Origin of the sequence: Streptomyces sp. MCA2, assembly GCF_023544705.1 — a bacterium.
Taxonomy (GTDB): Bacteria; Actinomycetota; Actinomycetes; order Streptomycetales; family Streptomycetaceae; genus Streptomyces; species Streptomyces decoyicus.
Map to the genome: position 1 here is coordinate 1 of NZ_JAMJFM010000043.1, position 18,845 is coordinate 18,845.

The following is an 18,845-nucleotide window of genomic DNA, read 5'->3' on the forward strand; positions in this document are numbered from 1 at the left end:
CCTAGCCGTCGGACGCACTGCCCCCGCGGGGACTCCTCGCCCCTCCGGTAACGGCCTTCTCCGCCGCGGAGAAATCCCCGGATGCCGGATGCCGGATGCCTCATGCCGCATGCCGGATGCGTCCGCTTCTGCTTGGCTTGCCGATGTATGCGCGCGGCGTGTACGGACGGCGTCGCACGTCGCCGGCACCCGCACAATGTGGAGGTGGGAGATGGACCCGCACAGCAGCCCGAAGACGGCCCGGCGCGGCGGGACGCGATGAGCGGGCAGTTGGCGGCCGGCGTCAGGAGAGACGGCCCCCAGCCGCTGCCGGTGCCCCGTATCGTCGCCCCCGCGATCCAGGGCCCCGAGGATGTGGTGGCCGACGCCGACGGCAGCTTCCTCGCCGGCGCGGCGGACGGCGCGATCTGGCGGCTGCGGCTCTCGGCGTCGGGCGCGGAGGAGGGAGCGGAGGTCGTGGCACACACCGGTGGCCGGCCGCTCGGTCTTCAGCCCCTCGCGGGCGGCGAGTTCCTCGTCTGTGACGCCGAGCGAGGGCTGCTGCGCATCAGCCCGCGGCACGGCACCGTACGCGTCCTCGCCGACGAGGTGGCCGGCGCGCCCCTGCGGTTCGCCAGCAACGTCACCGCGGCTGCGGACGGCACGCTCTACTTCACCGTCTCCAGCCGCCGCTACGGCCTCGACGAGTGGCTGGGCGACTTCCTGGAGCACACCGGAACCGGGCAGCTGCTGCGCCTGCGCCCCGACGCGACGACCCCCGAAGTCCTGCTGGACGGGCTCCAGTTCGCCAATGGGGTGGCCCTGGGCCCGGACGAGTCCTTCCTCGTCGTGGCCGAGACCGGGGCACGCCGCCTTCGCCGCTACCGGCTGACCGGCCCGCGGGCCGGCACCGCCGACATCTGGGCCGGTGATCTGCCCGGCTACCCCGACAACATCTCGCGTGGCCCCGACGGCGCGTTCTGGGTCGCCCTGGCGGCACCGCGGGCGGCCGGCCTGGAGCTGCTGCACGGCATGCCGCGCGCCTTCCGGCGGATGTCATGGCAGATGTGCAAGCGGTTGCGTCTGCGCCCGCCCGTGCGGCAGACGGTGCGCGTGCTGGCACTGCGGCCCGACGGCGGCACGGCGCGCGACCTGCGCGCCGTCAACTCCCCGTACCGGATGGTCACCAGTGTCTGCCGGACGGAAAACCTCCTGCTCATGAGCAGCGTCGAGGAACGCGGCATCGCCGTCTGCACCCTTCCCGGGCCGGACGGCGTGGGCAGCGGGAGCCCGGCTGCCGGACAGTGACCGGCGCACCGGTGACGGGCGCGCACCGACGGACCGACCGGCCTCAGGGGCCGGCCGCGGGGCCGCCTACTGCACCCGTTCCGGCTCTTCCTCCTCCTCGGGGAGCCATACATCGCTGACCGCGATATTGACCTCCACGACTTCGAGACCCGTCATCCGCTCGACCGAGGAAATCACGTTCTCGCGCACGGCTTTCCCCACCTCGGGGATGACCTCGCCGTAATCGACGACGACGTCCAGATCGACCGCCGCCTGTTTCTCGCCGACTTCGACCTTGACGCCGTGCGTGCTGGTCGTGCCCCCGGGTACGCGTTTGCGCAGGGCTCCCACCGATCTCGAAATCCCGCTGCCCAGGGCATGGACCCCTACGACCTCACCGGCTGCCAGAAAGGCGATCTTCGCGACCACACCGTCGGCGATGGTCGTGCGCCCCAGGTCCCCGGCTTTCCGCGACCCGCGCTCTGCGATCTCGGTCATCGCGCATCACCCCTTTGCTCCGTTGCGGGGAAGTTTTCCGCCCGTCTCTTCACGCTATGGCCGGACGGGTGACGCTGCCTCCCGAAACGGGGCGGGGCGGACCGGGGCCGGGGCGGGGACCGGGATGTGGGCCGTGGCCGAGGCATGACACCCTCTCCTTTGCCGTTTCAGCAAGTACCTTTGCGCGACCTGAGAGGGTGTCCTCGACCCGCGTACGCAGCACCCCCTCTCGGCTCGTGACACCGGTCAGCGGGTCAGCCGGTCAGCGGGTCAGCGGGTCAGCAGCAGGACGTCGAGGAACGTCAGGACCGACAGCAGGGCCAACGCGGTGACCAGGACGCGTCGTTTGAGGACGTCATAGCGTTGCTGGTACTCCCGGCGGAGCTGGAGTGCGCGGGTGGCGATACGGGTGACGGCCCTCCGTGAGAGGTCGAGCTGACGACGGGCCAAGAGGGCCACCAGCTCGTCCCGTTGGGCGGATGTCGGCCAGTCGAGGGCGTCGACGAAGGCTTCGGCGTCGGTGCGGGCGCGGTCGATCTCCGCCTGCCACAGGAGGTAGCCCTCCATGCGGGCGATCCCCGCCTCGACGGAGCGGCTGTCCGGCGTTCGGCTGTGGGTCATGGCGCGGCCGGCTCAGCGCGGCTCGTCCCCCGAGGGGCGGTCGCCGCGATGTGGCTCTTCGGGTTCGACCACATCGCGCCGCGCGCCCTTCCTGGCCAGTTCCAGGGCGGCGACGTCGGGATGATGCAGGTCGAAGGCCGGCGACTCGGAGCGGATCCGGGGCAGCGTGGTGAAGTTGTGCCGCGGCGGCGGGCACGAGGTGGCCCACTCCAGGGAGCGTGCGTAGCCCCACGGGTCGTCGGCGGTCACCTTCGGTGCGTACTTCGCCGTCTTCCAGACGTTGTAGAGGAACGGCAGCACCGACAGGCCCAGCAGGAACGAGCCGATGCTGGAGATCGTATTCAGCGTGGTGAAGCCATCGGACGCCAGATAGTCCGCATAGCGGCGCGGCATGCCTTCGACGCCGAGCCAGTGCTGGATGAGAAAGGTGAGGTGGAAGCCGATGAACAGGGTCCAGAAGTGGATTTTCCCGAGCCGTTCGTCGAGCATTTTGCCGCTGAACTTGGGCCACCAGAAGTAGAAGCCGGCGAACATCGCGAAGACCACGGTGCCGAACACGGTGTAGTGGAAGTGGGCGACGACGAAGTACGAATCGGACACATGGAAATCCATCGGCGGCGAGGCCAGCAGAACGCCGGTGAGTCCGCCGAAGAGAAAGGTCACCAGGAACCCGATCGACCAGAGCATGGGCGTCTCGAAGGACAGCGAACCGTGCCACATCGTGCCGACCCAGTTGAAGAACTTCACTCCGGTCGGTACCGCGATGAGGAAGGACATGAAGGAGAAGAACGGCAGAAGCACCGCGCCCGTCACGAACATATGGTGCGCCCAGACCGTGACCGAGAGCCCCGCGATGGAGATCGTCGCCGCGATGAGTCCGATATAGCCGAAGATGGGCTTGCGGCTGAACACGGGGAAGATCTCGGTGACGATGCCGAAGAACGGCAGCGCGATGATGTACACCTCGGGGTGGCCGAAGAACCAGAAGAGGTGCTGCCAGAGCAGCGAGCCCCCGTTCGCGGGGTCGAAGACATGCGCGCCGAACTTCCGGTCCGCCTCCAGCACCAGCAGCGCGGCGGCCAGCACGGGAAAGGCGAACAGCACGAGCACGGCCGTCAGCAGGATGTTCCAGGTGAAGATCGGCATCCGGAACATCGTCATGCCGGGCGCGCGCATACAGATGATCGTGGTGATGAAGTTGACCGACCCCAGGATCGTCCCGAATCCGGAAAAGGCCAGGCCCATCACCCACAGGTCGCCACCGATTCCGGGGGTACGGAGAGGACCCGACAGCGGGGTGTACGCGGTCCACCCGAAGTCGGCGGCCCCGTCCGGTGTGATGAAGGCGCCGAGTGCGATCAGGGAACCGAACAGATAGAGCCAGTAGGCGAACATGTTGAGCCGCGGAAAGGCCACATCAGGCGCGCCGATCTGCAAGGGCATGATCCAGTTCGCGAACCCGGCGAACAGCGGCGTCGCGAAGATCAGCAGCATGATGGTGCCGTGCATCGTGAAAGCCTGGTTGAACTGCTCGTTCGAGAGAATCTGGAGACCCGGCCGGGCGAGCTCCGCCCGAATGGCCAGCGCCAGAACTCCGCCGACCATGAAGAATCCGAACGCGGTACTCAGATAGAGCGTGCCGATGGTCTTGTGGTCGGTGGTCGTCAGCCAATCCACCACCACCCGTCCGGCATTCTTCCGCCGCCTGGCTGGTTGCAACGATTCCGTCTGCTGAACGGCAGTCACGGTCCGGGCTCCTCATCGCACGTGGTCGCCCCCCTCGCCGGGCTGACGGTACAGACAGCTCACAAGACGCCAAAGAGGCTCGCCGCCGCGCCCCATCAGTCACATCAAGGGCGGGCACGGGAATTCTCCGTCGTGCGTCGCACACCGTGCGGACGGCGACCCAGTGCACGGACGGGTTCGGCGGGGCCCCACGCATACCCGAGATGCCGGGAATACTGGAATAGGCGGATCACGCAATGTGTTGTATCTGGCGTGGAAGACCGTACCGAGAGCGCCGGGGGCTCACGCGCACAACGGACTGCCGCGGCAGAGCGGATCGCGGAGGACCGGGCCAGTACCGAGCGGCTGATCGACTCGTTGACGCGCCTGTGGGACGGGGTCGTCGAGGCGGCGAGTCTGACGGCCAACGACGACGAGCACGACCCCGAGGGCGCCACGGTCGCGTTCGAACGGGCCCACCTGCGCGACATGTTGAAGCAGGCACACGCCGACCTGGACGACCTCGAACGTGCCGCCCAGCGGATAGCCACCGGCACCTACGGCAGCTGTGAGCGCTGCGGCGGGCCGATCTCCGCAGGACGGCTCACCGCCCGCCCGACGGCGAGGACCTGCATCGACTGCGCCAACAAGGCCGGCAGATGACCGGCCGGGAGCCCCTCAGCCGCGTGAACACCCCTGCGGGTCGATACACCTAGTAACTGAGCGCGGCGGACCAGTCCCCCCGGCCCCGGCGGGTGAGGTCGAGGAGGTGCCATACGGGGCTCAACAGGTCGATGCCTCGTTGGTCGATGTCGTCGGACATCCGGGGGTGACCTGAGTAGACGTGGCGCACCGATCCGTCGTCGTCGCGGGTGAACACCGACACCGTCGAGTCCTGGGTGCCCTCGGCGTCCTCGCTGCCCAGGTCGTACTTGAAGGAACCGGACCCGGCGCTGAGCAGACGCAGATTCGTCCACTTCCGGTCCCGGGCGTGCGCGCGGAGCGTGGGCAGGTCGGCCGCGGCGACGATCGCGAGGTCGACGTTCTGCGCGACGTGGTGCGCCACTCCGTTGAACCCGTCGCACCACATCGTGCACATGGGGCACGGCTCGCTCTGCTTCTTGCCGTACATGAGGTGGTAGACGACCAGGTCACGCCCGGGTCCGGTGAACAGGTCGCCCAGGCGCACGGTCCGCGTCGGCGCGTCACCGGCCTGAAGATCGGCAGGGCCCTCCTCGAACGTGTAGTCCTCGACGACGGGGCCCAGCGGCAACTTGCGACGCAGCTCGGCGACGCGTTCACGGTGGCGCATCAGCTCGATCTCGGCTTGTTGCAGCTCCTCGCGGGCGCTGACGTAGTCGGCCGACTCCCCGGTGAGATGGGTTGGACGCATCGCTACTCCCGGCCTGGCTGTTGTCGGGTGGCCACCACCTGCTCTGGCCCGCCACCGTATGTCCGTGCACCGGGCTCGTCGGGCAGCGAAATGACGCGGCTCCGGTCAGTGCACTCCTATGGATCAACCGGGATCCACCGGACATGTCCCAGGCCCGGGCCCAGGACCCAGGCCCCAGGGCCCGCCGGAGAGCGGCGTTCGCGTCAGCCGGCCCCGCTCACCCGCTTCCGCTCACCCGGCCCCCTCACCCCGCCCCCACCGCTCGCTCCGCGACGCCCAGGGCCGCGGCCATGATGCTCAACTGCGGGTTCACTTCGGGGCAGCCGGGGAGCAGTGAGCCGTCGGCGATCAGGACCCCGTGGACGCCGCGCAGGCGGCCTTCCCCGTCGGCGGGGCATCGGTGCGGGTCCGACCCCGCGGCCACTGTTCCGGTGGGATGGAAGGCCGAGAGGTGGAGCCGGCGGGCGCTCACCCCGTCCAGCAGTGCGGACAGCTCGGCCAGGGAGCGGGCGCGCGGTGCGGTGGGGATGCCGGTCACTACCTCCTGGGCGCCGGCCGCGAAGAGCAGTTCGCCCATGGCACGTACCGCGGTCATCAGACGGCCCGCGTCGCGGGGATCGAGGTCGTAGCGGAGCACGGTGCGGTCCCGGCCCAGGACCCGGCCCGATGGGCGGTCCGCGATCATGGCGCCGAGGGTGGCCAGCCGGTCGGCGTCGTCCAGTTCGCGGCGCAGCTCGCGGCCCACGCCCGGGAGGACGAAGCTGCCCATGCCCGGTGGGGTGGCGGTCGCTTCGATGAGGATTCCGGCGCTGTGCAGCTCCTCGACGCCGACGCTCTGCAACACCCCCTCCCAGGCTGTCACCGGCTCGGCGAAGCGGCCCGCCACGCTGGTCGCCGGATGGACGCTGAGGTTGCGGCCGAGCCGGGGATGGGTGCCCAGCCCGGAGCGCCGCAGCAGCGGCGGCGACTGAAGGGCGCCTGCCGCGACCACCACCAGCGGGCTCAGAATCTCCAGGTCACCACCGTCCGGACGCTGGACGGACACCCCCGCCGCCCGCGGACCGCCGGGCCGGTCGGCATCCACCAGAATGCGCCGCACCCGGGCCCCGGTGACGATCCGGGCCCCGGCGGCGCAGGCGTCCGGCAGCACCGACAACTGCACGCTCTGCTTGGCGCCGTTGGGGCAGCCCACGACGCACTGACAGGAGCCTTGGCAGCCAGGGGCGTTGCGGCGCAGCGGTGCGGCGCGCCAGCCGAGGCGTTCCGCCCCGGCGAGGGTGAGCAGACCGTTGTTGCCGAGGACGTCGAGGGGCTGGGTGGCCACGCCCAGGGTGCGTTCCGCCTCGTCGAGATGCGCCGCGAAGCCGTCGGCGAGGTCGAGTCCGAAGGCGGTGCGCCAGCGCTCCAGCACGTGGTCCGGGGTCCGGTAGCAGGTGCCGGAGTTGACGAGGGTGGTCCCGCCCACGGCCCGTCCGGTGGGCAGCAGCAAGGGTGGGCGGCCGGCCGCCACGGTGGCGCCGCCGTCGCGGTAGAGGTCCGCGAACCGCTCCAGGGGCGTGCGCCGTCCGAAGGAGGCGGTGGTGTGGTGGTCGCCCTCCTCCAGGACGACGGTACGCAATCCGGCCCGGGCCAGGACCCGCGCCGCCATGGCGCCGCCCGCGCCGGAGCCGATCACCACCGCGTCCGCGGTGCTGCGCGCGGGCCAGTGCCGCGCCGGTGTGCAGTCCAGCGGCGGATCGCGCGGCGGTGCGAAGGCGAGCGGCAGCGCTCCCCCGGCACCGGCACCGCGTCTCGCGCGGGCCCGGTCGTCGAGCATCCGCTCCGTGCCCGCGGCCAGCAGCACCGGAACCTTCAGCAGGTCCAGCAGCGGGGCCAGGCGCGGCCGGGCGGCGAGCGCAGTCATCAGCCGGTCGCGCTCCGCCGGGCCGAGGGCGGCGAGCGGGCGTCCGGTGCGGGCCAGCGCATAGGCGTCGACGGCCCGTGCGGCGCCGCGTACCCCGGCGCGGGCCGGTGCGGGCATCGAGGCCAGGACGCCGTCGAGCCGGCGGGGCACCCTGGCCGGCCAGCGTGCGCTGCCGTCGTCGGCGAGGAGGGCGGCAACGAGTGCGGCGGCGCTCATCGCTCCCCCACCTCCGCGTGCGCGGTTCCTTCGAGGAGCCACTCCGCCTCCGGGCGCCAGCGCCCCCACCAGCGTTCCAGGCGGACGACGGCGTCGGCGGTCTCGCTGTTGTGGCAGCGGGCCGGACTGCCGTCGGGGTCCGCGTAGTCGAGTCGCAGGGTGCGTTCGGCGGGCAGGCTCACCTCGACCCGGATACGGCGCAGCCCGGCGCGTCCTGTGACGCTCCAGTCCGGACGCCCGAGGGCGGCGCGGAAGCGGCCGAGTCCCGCCCAGCCGAGCGCGGCGCGCTCCGCCCGCCGGGGCCAGGTGCGGCCGCCGCGGCGCAGCCGCAGGAAGACCAACGGCGGCAGTCGGCGCAGTCCCGGTCGCATCGAGACGGCGGCGACGATCTCCAGTACGTCGCCCTCGCCGAGATCCGCGTGCAGCCAGGCCCAGCGGCGCGCGTTGCCGTGCCCGTAGATGCGGGCGGAGGCGCCCGGCGCACCCTGAAGGGTCAGTTTCTCGCCGCCGTAGGTGACCGTGCCGTCGTACGAGGCGCGGGCCGCCGGGAGCATCTGGGCGGCGGGCAGCCGGGGGCGGCGCCAGGACCAGCGGGGGAAGGTGAACAGCGGGCCGTCCTCGGGGCGTTCGGTCAGCTCCCAGCGGAAGTCACCGGCCGCGCCTTCGAGATGCCCGGCACGGGCGACGATGCCGTCCGCACGGAAGCCGTCCGGGCCGCCGTGCCAGGGCTCGGGTCCGAAGCGCACGTGCCGCGCCGCGCCCCGCGTGCCGTCCGGTTCCGCCCGGGGGAAGACGGCGGCCCAGCCGTGCACGAAGGGCGGTGAACCGTCGGTGGGCGCGGTCAGCTCGTGGTGCAGCCACAAGCCGTGGCCGGTCGCCGGGTCGGTGACGGTGGTGTACCAGACCTCGGTGCGGCCGGGCTCTCCGCGCCAGCGCGGCGCCAGGTGCCGGCTGCCGTCCTCGCGGCGCGGAAAGCGGACGCTGCCCAGGAAGGGGGCCAGGCCGGTGGCCAGGGGGAAGCGCAGGGTGCCGGTGCCAACGCGCTCTTCTCCGTCATGGAGCGTGTAGGGCAGCACCGTCATCGAGCGGACGGGGTGGCGCGGCGAGACGGATTTCCAGCCGTCCAGGGTCAGCCGGCGCCCTTGCGCGGTGCAGGCCAGCCGGTAGCGGATACGGCGCCGGGCGAACGGCGAGATCTCCATCTCGCCCGTGACGTACGGGTCGTCGGCCCATCCGGCGATGCGCAGGCGCCCGCTCAGCCTGGCCTTGGTGGTCCCCAGCGGACGCAGTACGTCCTGTGCCGCCACCCGCAGATCGAGCCGGGCCGGCCGGGTCCCGTCCTCGCCGTCGATCCGGGCGCTGCCGAGCATGGTCTCGGTGAAGGTGGTGCCGCGGACGCTGTCGCCGTCGCTCATGCGAGCTCCTCCAGCATGATCTGTTCGGTGGCGGTCAGATAGCTCTCGGCGGCGGCGCGCGCAGCTCCCGCGTCGCCCGCCGTCACCGCCTCGACCAGGGGCGCCAGCTGGGCGTGCGCGGCGTCCGGGTCGGTGAAGGGCCGTACCAGGGCGGAGCGGACCGGCAGATAGGCCTGGAAGAGGGTGTTGGTCAGCAGCACGTAGACGCGGTTGCCGGTGGCGCGGGCCAGCGCACGGTGCACCTCGATGTCCGCGAGCTGTACGGCGTCGCCGCTCTCGGCCGTCCGTACGGCCGCCAGCAGCTCGCGCAGCTCGGCGTGCTGCGCGGCCTGCGACCGTGCGGCGGCCCGCTCGGCGATCAACGCGCCGACACCGCGCCGCACTTCGAAGATCTCACCGATCCAGTCCGGGCTGTGCCGCACCAGCATCGGCAGCAGATCGGCACCGCCGAGGCGCAGGAAGTCGCGCACCCGGGTGCCCACACCGTGCCGCGTCTCCAGCAGACCGGCCTGGAGGAGACGGCCGTAGGCGTGCTTGAGGGTGGTGCGGTTGACGCCGTACCGCTCCGCCACCCGGCGCTCGGTGGGCAGGTAGTCGCCGGTGGGATAGCGGCCGGTGAGGATCTCCTCGCGCAGCCGGTTCTCCAGGACGTCGACGACGGTCTCACGGGGCAGCGTCTCCACGATTTCCCTCCCGGGGCAGGCAGTTGCCCTTGCGCCACCCGGTGGGGCCGGGTGAGCCAGTGACTGAGTGGATGATCCACTGCACCATCACGGTGCACCCCCGTCAAGCCCTTTCACCGCGGCGCCTGTTGTCTTCGACTAGGTTCCGACGCATGGCCGACGAATCTTTCCGGGACCCACAACTGGCCGCGCTCTACGATCCGCTCGATCCCGACCGCCGCGACCTGGAGGCATACCTGCACCTCGCAGCGGAGCTCGGCGCCCGTCACGTGCTGGACATCGGCTGCGGTACAGGTGTGCTGGCGCTCCTGCTGGCCGATCGCGGGATCGAGGTCGTCGGCGTGGATCCCGCCCGGGCTTCCCTGGACGTGGCCAAGGCCAAGCCTGGCGGCGATCGGGTCCGCTGGATCTGCGGTGACGCGACGGCACTGCCGCCGCTCCGGGCCGACCTCGCCACCATGACGGCGAACGTCGCCCAGGCCATCGTCGATCCACAGACTTGGCGGCAGACACTGAAGGGCGCCCGCGAGGCACTTCGTCCGGGCGGCCATCTGGCATTCGAGACCCGCGATCCGTCCCGGCGCGCCTGGGAGGAGTGGAACCGCGAGGCCTCCTACAGCGTGACGGAGGTCCCGGGTGCCGGCTCTGTGGAGAGCTGGTTCGACCTGATCGACGTCGACGGGCCGCTGGTCACCTTCCGCTCGACCTATGTGTTCACGGCCAACGGGCAGGTGCTGACGTCGGATTCGACCCTGCGGTTTCGTGACCGGCAGGAAGTCGAGGCGGACCTGCTCGCGCACGGGTATGTGGTGAAGGAGGTGCGCGACGCCCCCGACCGGCCAGGGAGGGAGTTGGTCTTCCTCGCCCTCCGGCCCGCGCCGTGAGCGAGAGGTGCCAACTGAGGGAGCCACGGGAGCCGTTACGACTGACTTCGAGGCTCATCTCTGACGAACAGGCACACCGTTCCCTCCCCGCCCGGCCCCCGATACCGTTCGGATCATGGCTGACACTCAAGTCCTCGATGCCGTTGCCGCCATGCCGCCCATGGTGTCCTCGGAGTACCACGTCGTGGCGACCGGGATAGCGGCGCGACTGTCAGCCGCGGAGATGGACGCCCTGGAACGGTGCGTCACCGACGCGTCCGACCCCGCGCGTGGCTTCAACGCGCTGTACGTCCTGCTGGCCCGGCACCGGCGCGCCCTGGACGCCGGCCGCTTCCGGGGGCTGTACCAGCGGCACGCGGCACGCTTCGACGGCGTGCCGATGCGCGCCGTCCTGGACTCCGACATGGCGATGCTGGAACAGGCCGGGCCCGACCTGGTGACCGCGCTGCGCCACGCGGAGACGGCGCTGGCCGCCTACCCGGGGAATCTGGCGCTGGTCGCCCATCACGCCCGCGTCCTGGCGGAGTACGCCTGGAGCGGGGGTGAGACCGGACAGGAGGATCTCGCCTCGGCGACGGGCCGGATGGAGCGTGCCATCGAGACGGACCCCGAACGCCCGCGCTTCCGTGCCGTACACGCCCAACTCGCCGGTCTGCTGGGTGACTTCGCCCTCGCCCTCACCTCCATCCAGCGCGCCCTGGACCTGGAGGACTCGGAGCAGCCGGGGTATGCGATGCGGGTGGTCGAGTACCACCGGATCAGGGCGGACATCACGCTGCACCGCGAGGCAACCGCCATCCGCGGCCGCCTGGACGAGGCCACGGCCCAGTTTGCCGACACGCTCCAGGAGCGGCTGGACAAGGCCGTCGCCGGCGTCGAGGAACGGGCCAAGTCCGAGATCGGCAAGGTCAGATCGGAGACGCTCGGCACCCTCGGGCTGCTGGCGGCAGTGATCGCCTTCATCGTCACCACGACACAGATCGCCGACCGGCAGCCCGTCGACGAAGCCCTGCGTCTGCTCACCGGCTGCGCCGGCATGCTCTCGCTCGTCTTCACCGCCTTCGCCGCGGTCTTCGGGGTGGTACGCCCCACCCGGCTGATCCTGCCCGCACTCCTCGGGAGCGGCCTCCTGCTGGCCGCTTTCCTCACCTGACACACACTCAGAAGCCCTTATCGGACAAGTCTTTGTGCTCCCCGACCGCCCTCTGTTCGTCAGGCACCGGGGTCGGACGACATCCCGGCCGGCTCGGCCCTCTCGTCGAGACCGGCTCCATGCGGCGCACCCTGCCCGCCGTGTTCAGGGCGCCTTGAAGAGAGCCGGGAAGCGAGGGGCGAGCCACGGCTTACGGCCCCGGACGAGTATGCGGCCCCGGGCGAGGGCGCCCCACTGCTTGCGGCGGCCGAGTGCCATCAGGAGGAAGGTGACCGGCTCGATGAGGATGGTGCAGTCCGGACGGGCCGGCGGCTGCGGGCTCACGGACACCGCACCGTTGGTCACCGTCACGCCGAATCGGGCGCCGCCCCACAGGCGGATCGCATAGCGGGCGGAAAGCCCGGCCGTGCGGGCGGTGTCGGTCACCCGTGGCATGGCCGTGATGAGGAACGGCAGGGTCAGCTCGACCCGGGCGCGGTCGATCATGTGCGGACGCTCCAGTGCACGGGCGAGGTCGTATCCGTGACCGAGCATGTGCGTGAGCAGGTACGACCCCAGGACGTCCGGGTCCATCGGGCCCAGCGGGGTGGCGACGGTTCCGTCCGTCGCGCTCTCGTCCCGCGCCTTCAGATAGGCCTCCGCCTGGGCCACGATCATCGCGGCCAGCGCCTCGGCCCCGCGCTCGTCGAATGCGGCGAGCGCTCGCTCGTTGGCCGCGGCGAGGCTCTGCGGCGTGCCGTCCCCGTGACTGCGTACGTGCCCTGCCGCGATCTCCGCCATCAGTTCGTTGGCCTGCGCCAGATGCGCTGCCGCCTCCCCGACGCTCCACTCCGACCCGGGTACCGGAAGCCCCGTGTCGGCGCCCCCGCGAAGCAGCGCGGCGATCTCCTCGGCGGTCTCGCGTATGGCCGCACCGAGCCCCTCCGGCAGAGTGCTCCGCACATCCCGCCCAGTCGCTGATTCCACGCCGCTCTCCTCGTCGCTCCCGTGCCCGTGCCGGATGCGTACGCAAACGGGCCGCGAACGCGCTACGGATCACCCGGCGTACAGAAGACCAGCCAACGGAGCCTGCGACAAGACCCTGAGCAGGGGGGATGGACGGTTCGAAGGGGGGAACGTCCGGCGCGGGCGGCCAGGCGCACCGCCGTCAGTAGCTCGCTGCACCCGCGGCTCTTCGGAAGGTGAGGGCGGGCAGGCTCCCGATGCGAGCCAGGGGCGGCCTCTTGACCTGGTAAGGCGCAGGTCGCGAGACCGCCACTGGTCTCATCGCCGCCCGATTCGGGCGATCCCCCGCGTCGCCCGAATCAGGCAGCTTGCCCGGGTTCCGCCTGAAGACGGACATCCGGAGTCATACAGAGTATATTGGCCCTGAGCCAGTCAACGCAGGAGTTACAGGATGTCCCCCCGCAGCGCATCGGTCAATGAAGAATTGCGGCGGCGGTCCCGCGAACGGCTGCTCCAGGCGACGATCGAGCTGGTCGGAGAGCGCGGGTTCGAGGCCACGACGCTCGGCGACATCGCCCATCGGGCGGGGGCGGCGCGGGGGCTCGTCTCGTACTACTTCCCCGGTAAGCGTCAGCTGCTCCAGTCCGCCGTGCACCGTCTGATGCACCTCACCTTGCAGGCCGCGCTGGAGCGCGAGCCGCGGCCGGCCGGACCGGACGCGGGGCGGGAGCTGATGGCGCGGGCCATCGACGCGATCCTGGGGCTTGCGCATGATCACCCGTTGCTGATGCGGACGCATATGGCGGGCATTCTGACGGCCGACGGATTCATCCAGTGCCCCGAGCAGCAGCGGCTGGCCCAGTTGCTGCGGGAGACGGTCGTGGCATACGGCTCCCCGGATCCCGATGCCGACTATCCGCTGTTGCGTGCGCTGCTGATGGGGGCGGTGGTGCCGATGCTGCTGCCGGGAGCGTCGATGCCGCGGGTGCGGCTGCGTGCCGAGTTGTTCCAACGGTACGGACTGGCCTGGGAGTTGGGGGTCCCGCCGGGCGAGGAGCCGCCCGGCGGGACTGCCGACGCGAGGAGCGGTACGGGGGTGTCCGGTCAGCGGTAGTCGGGCTGGGTCTGGACGTTGAGCTCCCGCATCCGTACCGGCTCGGCACTGTCCGTGCGACGGTCGTCGATCGCGAGCACGTCGAAGCCCTTGGCCATGTCGTTCGAGTAGATGTGGCCGTTGTAGTAGTACGCGGACCACGCGCCGCCGGTGACCAGTGCGTCCGTGGAGAGCGGGCCGCGCTCGAAGTAGCCGATCTCCTTCGGGTGCGCGGAGTCGGTGAAGTCCCAGATCGAGACGCCGCCCTGGTACCACGCCTGGACCATGATGTCGCGGTTCCTGGCCGGGATCAGCGAGCCGTTGTGGGCGACGCAGTTCTCGGTGTCGGCCTGATGGCGCGGGATCTTGTAGTAGCTCTTGAAGACCAGCTTGCGATGGGAGCCCTTGCCGACGATGTCGTAGATCCCGTCGGCGCCGCGGTTCGGTCCGGTCTTCTCGTTGCAGGTGGCCGCTCCGCCGCCGCCCAGTTCATCGGTGAACACCACTTTGTTTCCACGCTCGTTGAAGGTCGCGGAGTGCCAGAAGGCGAAGTTGACGTTGTCCTGGACGCGGTCGATGACCTTGGGTGCGGCCGGGTTCGAGAGGTCCATCAGGACGCCGTCGCCCATGCAGGCGCCCGCGGCCAGCTTCAGCTTCGGGAAGGTGGTGATGTCGTGGCAGCCGGTGGTCTGCGAGACGCCCGGGTTGGTGGAGCCGCCGGGGTTGCCGCCGTCCGGGAAGAGGACGGGGAAGTCGACGACGGCGGCCTTTTCGGGCGCGGAGCGCGGCACCTTGATGACGGAGATGCCGTCGTGCGGCGGTTGGCAGTCGGGGAAGGTCGCGCTGGGCGAGTAGGACGAAACGTAGACATAGACGTTCCGGCGCTCGGGAAGCAGCGTGTGGGTGTGGGAACCGCAGGCGGTCTCGACGGCGGCGACGTACTTGGGGTTCTTCTTGTCGCTGATGTCGAAGATCTTCATGCCCTCCCAGGAGGACTTCTCCGTCGCGGGCTGTGCGGCGCTGCTACAGGAGTTGTCGCTGCGCGAGGAGTCCGTGGACAGGAAGAGCAGATTCCCGGAGACCGAGACATCGTTCTGGGAGCCGGGGCAGAGCACCTGGCTCACGGTCCTGGGCGCCTTGGGCCGGGAGATGTCGTAGATCACGAAGCCGTCGTAGTTGCCGGCGAAGGCGTACTTCCCCTGGAAGGCCAGGTCGGAGTTGGTGCCCTGGAGGGCCTGCTTCGGGATGTTCGCCAGATGGCGGACGTTGGCGCTGTGGACGACCTCGTCCACGCCGGGTATCTCGCCGTTCTTGATCGCGGCCCGGGTGTCCGCCTCCTGGCCGCGGCTCACCTCCCGGGCCCCTGAGGGGTGGTCGCCGGGGTCGGGGGTTGCGGCCGCCGGTCCGGCCACGAGAAGGGAAGCGGCGAGCCCGAAGGCCGCGGCCACCGCCCTGAGGGGTCTGCGCCGCACGCGGGGTGTGTGCAACGACGTCACGAGGACCTCCTGAAGTCCGTTCCGATGTGAACGGTTCTTGGCCCCGGTAGTATCGCGCTGCTCATGTACATATCAATAGAAGGCAATGAAGATGTGACGCCCGAGTGAGGCGGACGAGGCCGGGCGAGCTCCGGCGGAGGGTCCGACGACCGACAGGAGTGCGCGCGTTGAAGCGTCCCAGGAGAGCGATCGTCCTCGCCGCGGCCGGCTGCGGGCTGGCCATCTCCCTTGCCCTGAGCGGCTGTTCGTCCGACGACGGCGCCGGACCTAAGCGTGCCGCCGCGGCGAACGTGGTGGCGCCGGGCAAGCCGGGTGAACCCGCGAAGACCCTCACCGTCGACGAGGCCAGGAAGGCGCGCGGTGACGACTCCCCCAACTCCGCCGACTTCGGCTACGTCCAGATGATGATCCCGCACCACCGGCAGGCGCTGGTGATGACGGGCCTGGCCAAGCGGTATGCCCATAGCGAGCAGGTCGGGCGGGTGGCGGAGCGGATCGCCGCGGCCCAGGGGCCCGAAATCGGCGCCATGGAGGGCTGGTTGAGCGGCTTCGGCGGACCGCGCGCGGAGAGCGGGCACCACCATCACGGGGAGATGCCCGGCATGGCGACCGCCGCTCAGCTCGCCCAGTTGCGGGCGGCGCGCGGCGAGAAGTTCGACGCGCTCTTCCTGAAGTTGATGATCGCGCACCACCGGGGTGCGGTCTCCATGGCCACGGATCTGCTCTCCGGGGGCAGGAACACGCTCGCGGAGGAGATGGCGAACGATGTCATCGCGCAGCAGAGCGCCGAGATCGGGCGGATGCGGCGGATGCAGCCGGACGCCGGGGAGACGCCCTGACGTTGGCGGTCATCGCTTGTTGTGACGTGGCGTCAGCAGCCCTTCGTCACGGGCGCCGGCGATCAGCCGCAACGCCCTTCGGCGGTTACGGCCGGTGGCCAGCATGACGGCCAGCACCGGATCGCATCCGTCCCGCTGGGCCTGGCGGTACGCGTCCGCGGCGATCCTGCGACGCTCACCGGCCCGCGACCGGGCGAGGACGGCGGAGCGGGCGCGCTCGGACGGCTTGGCCGAGGCGGGCGGCGGCTCGTTCGATGTCACTGACCCGGCCGGCGTCGGTGACGTGGCGGGCGTGGAGGCCGGGGCGGGCGTGGACGACGCGGGCGAGGCGGCCAGGGCCGGGGACGGTTCGGCGGAGGGCTCGGCTGCCGGTTCGGCGGTCACCTCGGCGGACGGCTCGGCAGGGTGGCCGGTACCCCCGGGCGTTGCTGTCCCGTGGACTGCGCTGTCGCCCCGCGCGACGCCCGTCGGGCCTGTCGGCCCTTCGCCAGCCGCTGCCGCCCCCTGAGGCGCGGGCGCCACGCCCTCCCCTGCCGTCACTCCCGCTCCGGCACCCCTCGGTTCCGGTCGCGGCTCGCGACCCGGCGCCGTCCCGGCCATCGGCCGTGGTGTCGACGATGTCGGCCCGTTCGGCGAGTTCGGCCGCGCGCCGGTCGCCGGATCGGGTGCCGCGCCTTTCCCCGGCTCCGTTTGCGGCCCGGCCGGCGGCCTTCCGCCGCGCTCCGGCGAGGTGGCCGCCGGACCGGGCTGCCGGGGTGCGGGCCGTGTCCTGCGCGGCCGCCCGGTGGCCGCCCGGAAGGCGTCGTCCAGGGGGCCTTCGATCCAGCGGGCCAGGTCGGTGAGGCCGGTGAGCGTCAGCGGCGGATCGGCCCGCACGTCCTCGACGGTGATGCGGTCGTCGGAGACCGTCACCAGGACATCGACCCGGGCGCCGTCAGCGAAGGTCAGCCGGGCACTGCACCAGGGGCCCAGCGGATCGAGCCGGGGCAGCGGGCATCCGGGGCCGCGGGGTCCGGCCGGATCGTCGGGGGCGGCGGGGTCGGGGGCGAGAGCGGGCGCGGCGGAGCCGTGCGCCTGGAGCTCCCACGTGGGCCACTCCAATGGCGCGCCCTTGGCTTCATATCGGTGATTAACGGTATAAAAGTCACTTTCCGACACATTGAAAACCTAGCCCCCCGCTCACCCGGCCCAGTAGCGCGGCACGCTCATCCCACCGGGAGCAACCCCGATAGCGCATCTCCCGTCGCGCGCCTGCCGGTGCGATCCTGGGGGTATCCCGCGGAAGGGGCCACTCGTGCTTCGTGTCGCAGTGATCGGTTCTGGACCCAGCGGCGTCTACACCGCCCAGTCCCTGATCGAGCAGCAGACCGTGCCGGACATCGAGGTGTACGTACTCGACCGGCTGCCCTGCCCGTACGGCCTGGTGCGCTACGGCGTCGCGCCGGACCACGAGAAGATCAAATCGCTCCAGAACAATCTGCGTACGGTGCTGGAGCACCCCAAGGTACGTTTCCTGGGGAACGTCGAGGTCGGAGCGCGAGGGCTGGGCGTCGAGGAGCTGCGGGAGATCTTCGACGCGGTGGTGTTCTGCGTGGGCGCCGCCACCGACCGGCATCTGGGCATCCCCGGCGAGGATCTGCCCGGCAGCCATCCGGCGACCGAGTTCGTCGCCTGGTACAGCGCACATCCGGATGCGGCCGCGGTCCGTTTCACCCTCGCGGCACGGTCCGCCGTGGTGATCGGCGTGGGGAATGTGGCGGTGGACGTGGCGCGGATGCTGTCCCGTGGCGCCGACGAGCTCGCCGTCACCGATATGCCGCAGGGGCCGCTCGGCGCGCTCGCGGACAGCCGCGTCGAGGACGTCTGGATGGTCGGCAGACGCGGCCCCTCCCAGGCCAAGTTCACCACCAAGGAGCTACGGGAACTGGGCTCCCTTGCGGGTACGGAGGTGCTCGTACGGCCCGAGGAGCTGGCGCTGGATCCGGCGTTCCGGGATCCGGGCGGGCTGCCCGCGGCGGGACGGCGGAATGTCGAGGTGCTGCGCGGCTGGGCGGAGCGGGCGGCTGCCGCCCCGGCGGGCCCGGACGCGGGGGCCGAGGGGCGCGGGCGCCGGATTCATCTGCGGTTCTTCCTGCGACCGGTCGAGGTGCTCGGGGACGCCACCGGGGTGCGCGCGGTCCGGTTCGAGCGGACGGCGCCCGACGGGCGGGGCGGGGTCACCGGGACCGGCGAATTCGAGGACATCGAGGGGCAGTTGGTGCTGCGTTCGGTCGGCTATCGGGGGACGCCGCAGCCCGGTCTGCCGTTCGACGAGACGACCGGGACGGTGCCGCACCTGGCCGGGCGGGTGCTGCGGGACGGGACGCCGCTCCCCGGTGTGTACGTGGCGGGCTGGATCAAGCGAGGCCCCACGGGGGTGATCGGCACCAACCGGCCGTGCGCGAAGGAGACCGCGCTGTCGCTGCTGGCGGACGCCCCCACGCTCGCGGAGCGCGGCAGTTCCGGGGACCCGCTCGCCGCGCTGATCCGGGCGGGGCAGCAGCCGGTGCCGTGGCCGGGCTGGCTGGCGATCGAGGCCGCCGAGGCGGAGTGGGGCCGTGGACTGGGCCGCGGCACGGTCAAACTGCCGGACTGGGCAGGGCTGTTGGAGGCGGCGCACTCGGTGGAGATGACCCGCTGAGCCAGCGGCGGGCGAGGGCGAACGGGCCCTGGCCC

General features: G+C 71.3%; 17 protein-coding genes. 7 read left to right on the top strand and 10 right to left on the bottom strand.

Annotation, left to right across the window (positions count from 1 at the left end):
* Window positions 1–204: 204 nt before the first annotated feature.
* Window positions 205–1,287 (top strand): SMP-30/gluconolactonase/LRE family protein, encoded by a 1,083-nt coding sequence (locus M8I34_RS29350; RefSeq protein WP_250054376.1) that lies wholly within the window; start codon window positions 205–207, stop codon window positions 1,285–1,287.
* Window positions 1,288–1,353: 66 nt separating this feature from the next.
* Here the strand turns inward: M8I34_RS29350 and M8I34_RS29355 are convergent, their stop codons facing one another.
* The 3 genes from M8I34_RS29355 to ctaD form a co-directional block, all read right to left on the bottom strand.
* A complete protein-coding gene (locus M8I34_RS29355; protein WP_250054377.1) occupies window positions 1,354–1,764 on the bottom strand; it encodes an Asp23/Gls24 family envelope stress response protein in 411 nt (136 codons plus the stop codon).
* Between the two features lie 270 nt (window positions 1,765–2,034).
* The gene (locus M8I34_RS29360) at window positions 2,035–2,385 is read right to left on the bottom strand and encodes a hypothetical protein (RefSeq protein ID WP_250054379.1); all 351 of its coding nucleotides are present in this window, start codon (window positions 2,383–2,385) and stop codon (window positions 2,035–2,037) included.
* 12 nt (window positions 2,386–2,397) lie between these two features.
* Entirely contained in the window at window positions 2,398–4,131 is a 1,734-nt protein-coding gene (ctaD, locus tag M8I34_RS29365; RefSeq protein WP_374211009.1) for a cytochrome c oxidase subunit I, read from the bottom strand.
* 252 nt (window positions 4,132–4,383) lie between these two features.
* Between ctaD and M8I34_RS29370 the strand changes: the two genes are divergently transcribed.
* On the top strand, window positions 4,384–4,773 hold the full coding sequence (locus tag M8I34_RS29370; protein ID WP_250054381.1) for a TraR/DksA family transcriptional regulator: 390 nt from the start codon (window positions 4,384–4,386) through the stop codon (window positions 4,771–4,773).
* Between the two features lie 49 nt (window positions 4,774–4,822).
* Here M8I34_RS29370 and M8I34_RS29375 read toward each other — a convergent pair whose 3' ends face one another.
* The 4 genes from M8I34_RS29375 to M8I34_RS29390 all read right to left on the bottom strand — a co-directional run bounded on the left by M8I34_RS29375 (window position 4,823) and on the right by M8I34_RS29390 (window position 9,720).
* Window positions 4,823–5,503, bottom strand: coding sequence for a DUF899 family protein (locus M8I34_RS29375; RefSeq protein ID WP_250054383.1), 681 nt, complete (start codon window positions 5,501–5,503; stop codon window positions 4,823–4,825).
* A 244-nt stretch (window positions 5,504–5,747) separates the two neighbouring features.
* On the bottom strand, window positions 5,748–7,622 hold the full coding sequence (locus M8I34_RS29380) for a GMC family oxidoreductase N-terminal domain-containing protein (RefSeq protein WP_250054385.1): 1,875 nt from the start codon (window positions 7,620–7,622) through the stop codon (window positions 5,748–5,750).
* Window positions 7,619–9,037, bottom strand: coding sequence for a hypothetical protein (locus M8I34_RS29385; RefSeq protein ID WP_250054388.1), 1,419 nt, complete (start codon window positions 9,035–9,037; stop codon window positions 7,619–7,621). The genes M8I34_RS29380 and M8I34_RS29385 overlap by 4 nt, the downstream gene beginning before the upstream one ends.
* The gene (locus M8I34_RS29390; protein WP_250054405.1) at window positions 9,034–9,720 is read right to left on the bottom strand and encodes a FadR/GntR family transcriptional regulator; all 687 of its coding nucleotides are present in this window, start codon (window positions 9,718–9,720) and stop codon (window positions 9,034–9,036) included. The genes M8I34_RS29385 and M8I34_RS29390 overlap by 4 nt, the downstream gene beginning before the upstream one ends.
* A gap of 152 nt (window positions 9,721–9,872) precedes the next feature.
* On the opposite strand from M8I34_RS29390, the gene M8I34_RS29395 reads away from it, so the two are divergent.
* The gene (locus M8I34_RS29395; protein WP_250054407.1) at window positions 9,873–10,604 is read left to right on the top strand and encodes a bifunctional 2-polyprenyl-6-hydroxyphenol methylase/3-demethylubiquinol 3-O-methyltransferase UbiG; all 732 of its coding nucleotides are present in this window, start codon (window positions 9,873–9,875) and stop codon (window positions 10,602–10,604) included.
* A gap of 115 nt (window positions 10,605–10,719) precedes the next feature.
* Window positions 10,720–11,757, top strand: a complete 1,038-nt coding sequence (locus tag M8I34_RS29400; RefSeq protein ID WP_250054410.1) for a hypothetical protein — start codon at window positions 10,720–10,722, stop codon at window positions 11,755–11,757.
* Between the two features lie 144 nt (window positions 11,758–11,901).
* Here the strand turns inward: M8I34_RS29400 and M8I34_RS29405 are convergent, their stop codons facing one another.
* Window positions 11,902–12,723 carry a maleylpyruvate isomerase family mycothiol-dependent enzyme gene (locus M8I34_RS29405; protein WP_250054412.1) on the bottom strand — a complete coding sequence of 274 codons (822 nt, stop codon included), beginning with the start codon at window positions 12,721–12,723 and terminating at the stop codon, window positions 11,902–11,904.
* Between the two features lie 430 nt (window positions 12,724–13,153).
* Here M8I34_RS29405 and M8I34_RS29410 point away from each other — a divergent pair, with 430 nt between their 5' ends.
* Complete coding sequence (locus M8I34_RS29410; protein ID WP_048829257.1) at window positions 13,154–13,816, top strand: TetR/AcrR family transcriptional regulator; 663 nt, start codon at window positions 13,154–13,156, stop codon at window positions 13,814–13,816.
* On the opposite strand, the gene M8I34_RS29415 is transcribed toward M8I34_RS29410, so the two are convergent.
* The gene (locus M8I34_RS29415; protein WP_250054414.1) at window positions 13,807–15,291 is read right to left on the bottom strand and encodes a hypothetical protein; all 1,485 of its coding nucleotides are present in this window, start codon (window positions 15,289–15,291) and stop codon (window positions 13,807–13,809) included. The genes M8I34_RS29410 and M8I34_RS29415 overlap by 10 nt on opposite strands.
* Window positions 15,292–15,458: 167 nt before the next feature.
* On the opposite strand from M8I34_RS29415, the gene M8I34_RS29420 reads away from it, so the two are divergent.
* Window positions 15,459–16,130 (top strand): DUF305 domain-containing protein, encoded by a 672-nt coding sequence (locus M8I34_RS29420; protein WP_250054417.1) that lies wholly within the window; start codon window positions 15,459–15,461, stop codon window positions 16,128–16,130.
* A gap of 9 nt (window positions 16,131–16,139) precedes the next feature.
* Here M8I34_RS29420 and M8I34_RS29425 read toward each other — a convergent pair whose 3' ends face one another.
* Entirely contained in the window at window positions 16,140–17,231 is a 1,092-nt protein-coding gene (locus M8I34_RS29425) for a DUF6214 family protein (protein ID WP_250054419.1), read from the bottom strand.
* 193 nt (window positions 17,232–17,424) lie between these two features.
* Between M8I34_RS29425 and M8I34_RS29430 the strand changes: the two genes are divergently transcribed.
* Window positions 17,425–18,810, top strand: coding sequence for an FAD-dependent oxidoreductase (locus M8I34_RS29430; RefSeq protein ID WP_250054421.1), 1,386 nt, complete (start codon window positions 17,425–17,427; stop codon window positions 18,808–18,810).
* The last annotated feature ends 35 nt before the right edge of the window (window positions 18,811–18,845 follow it).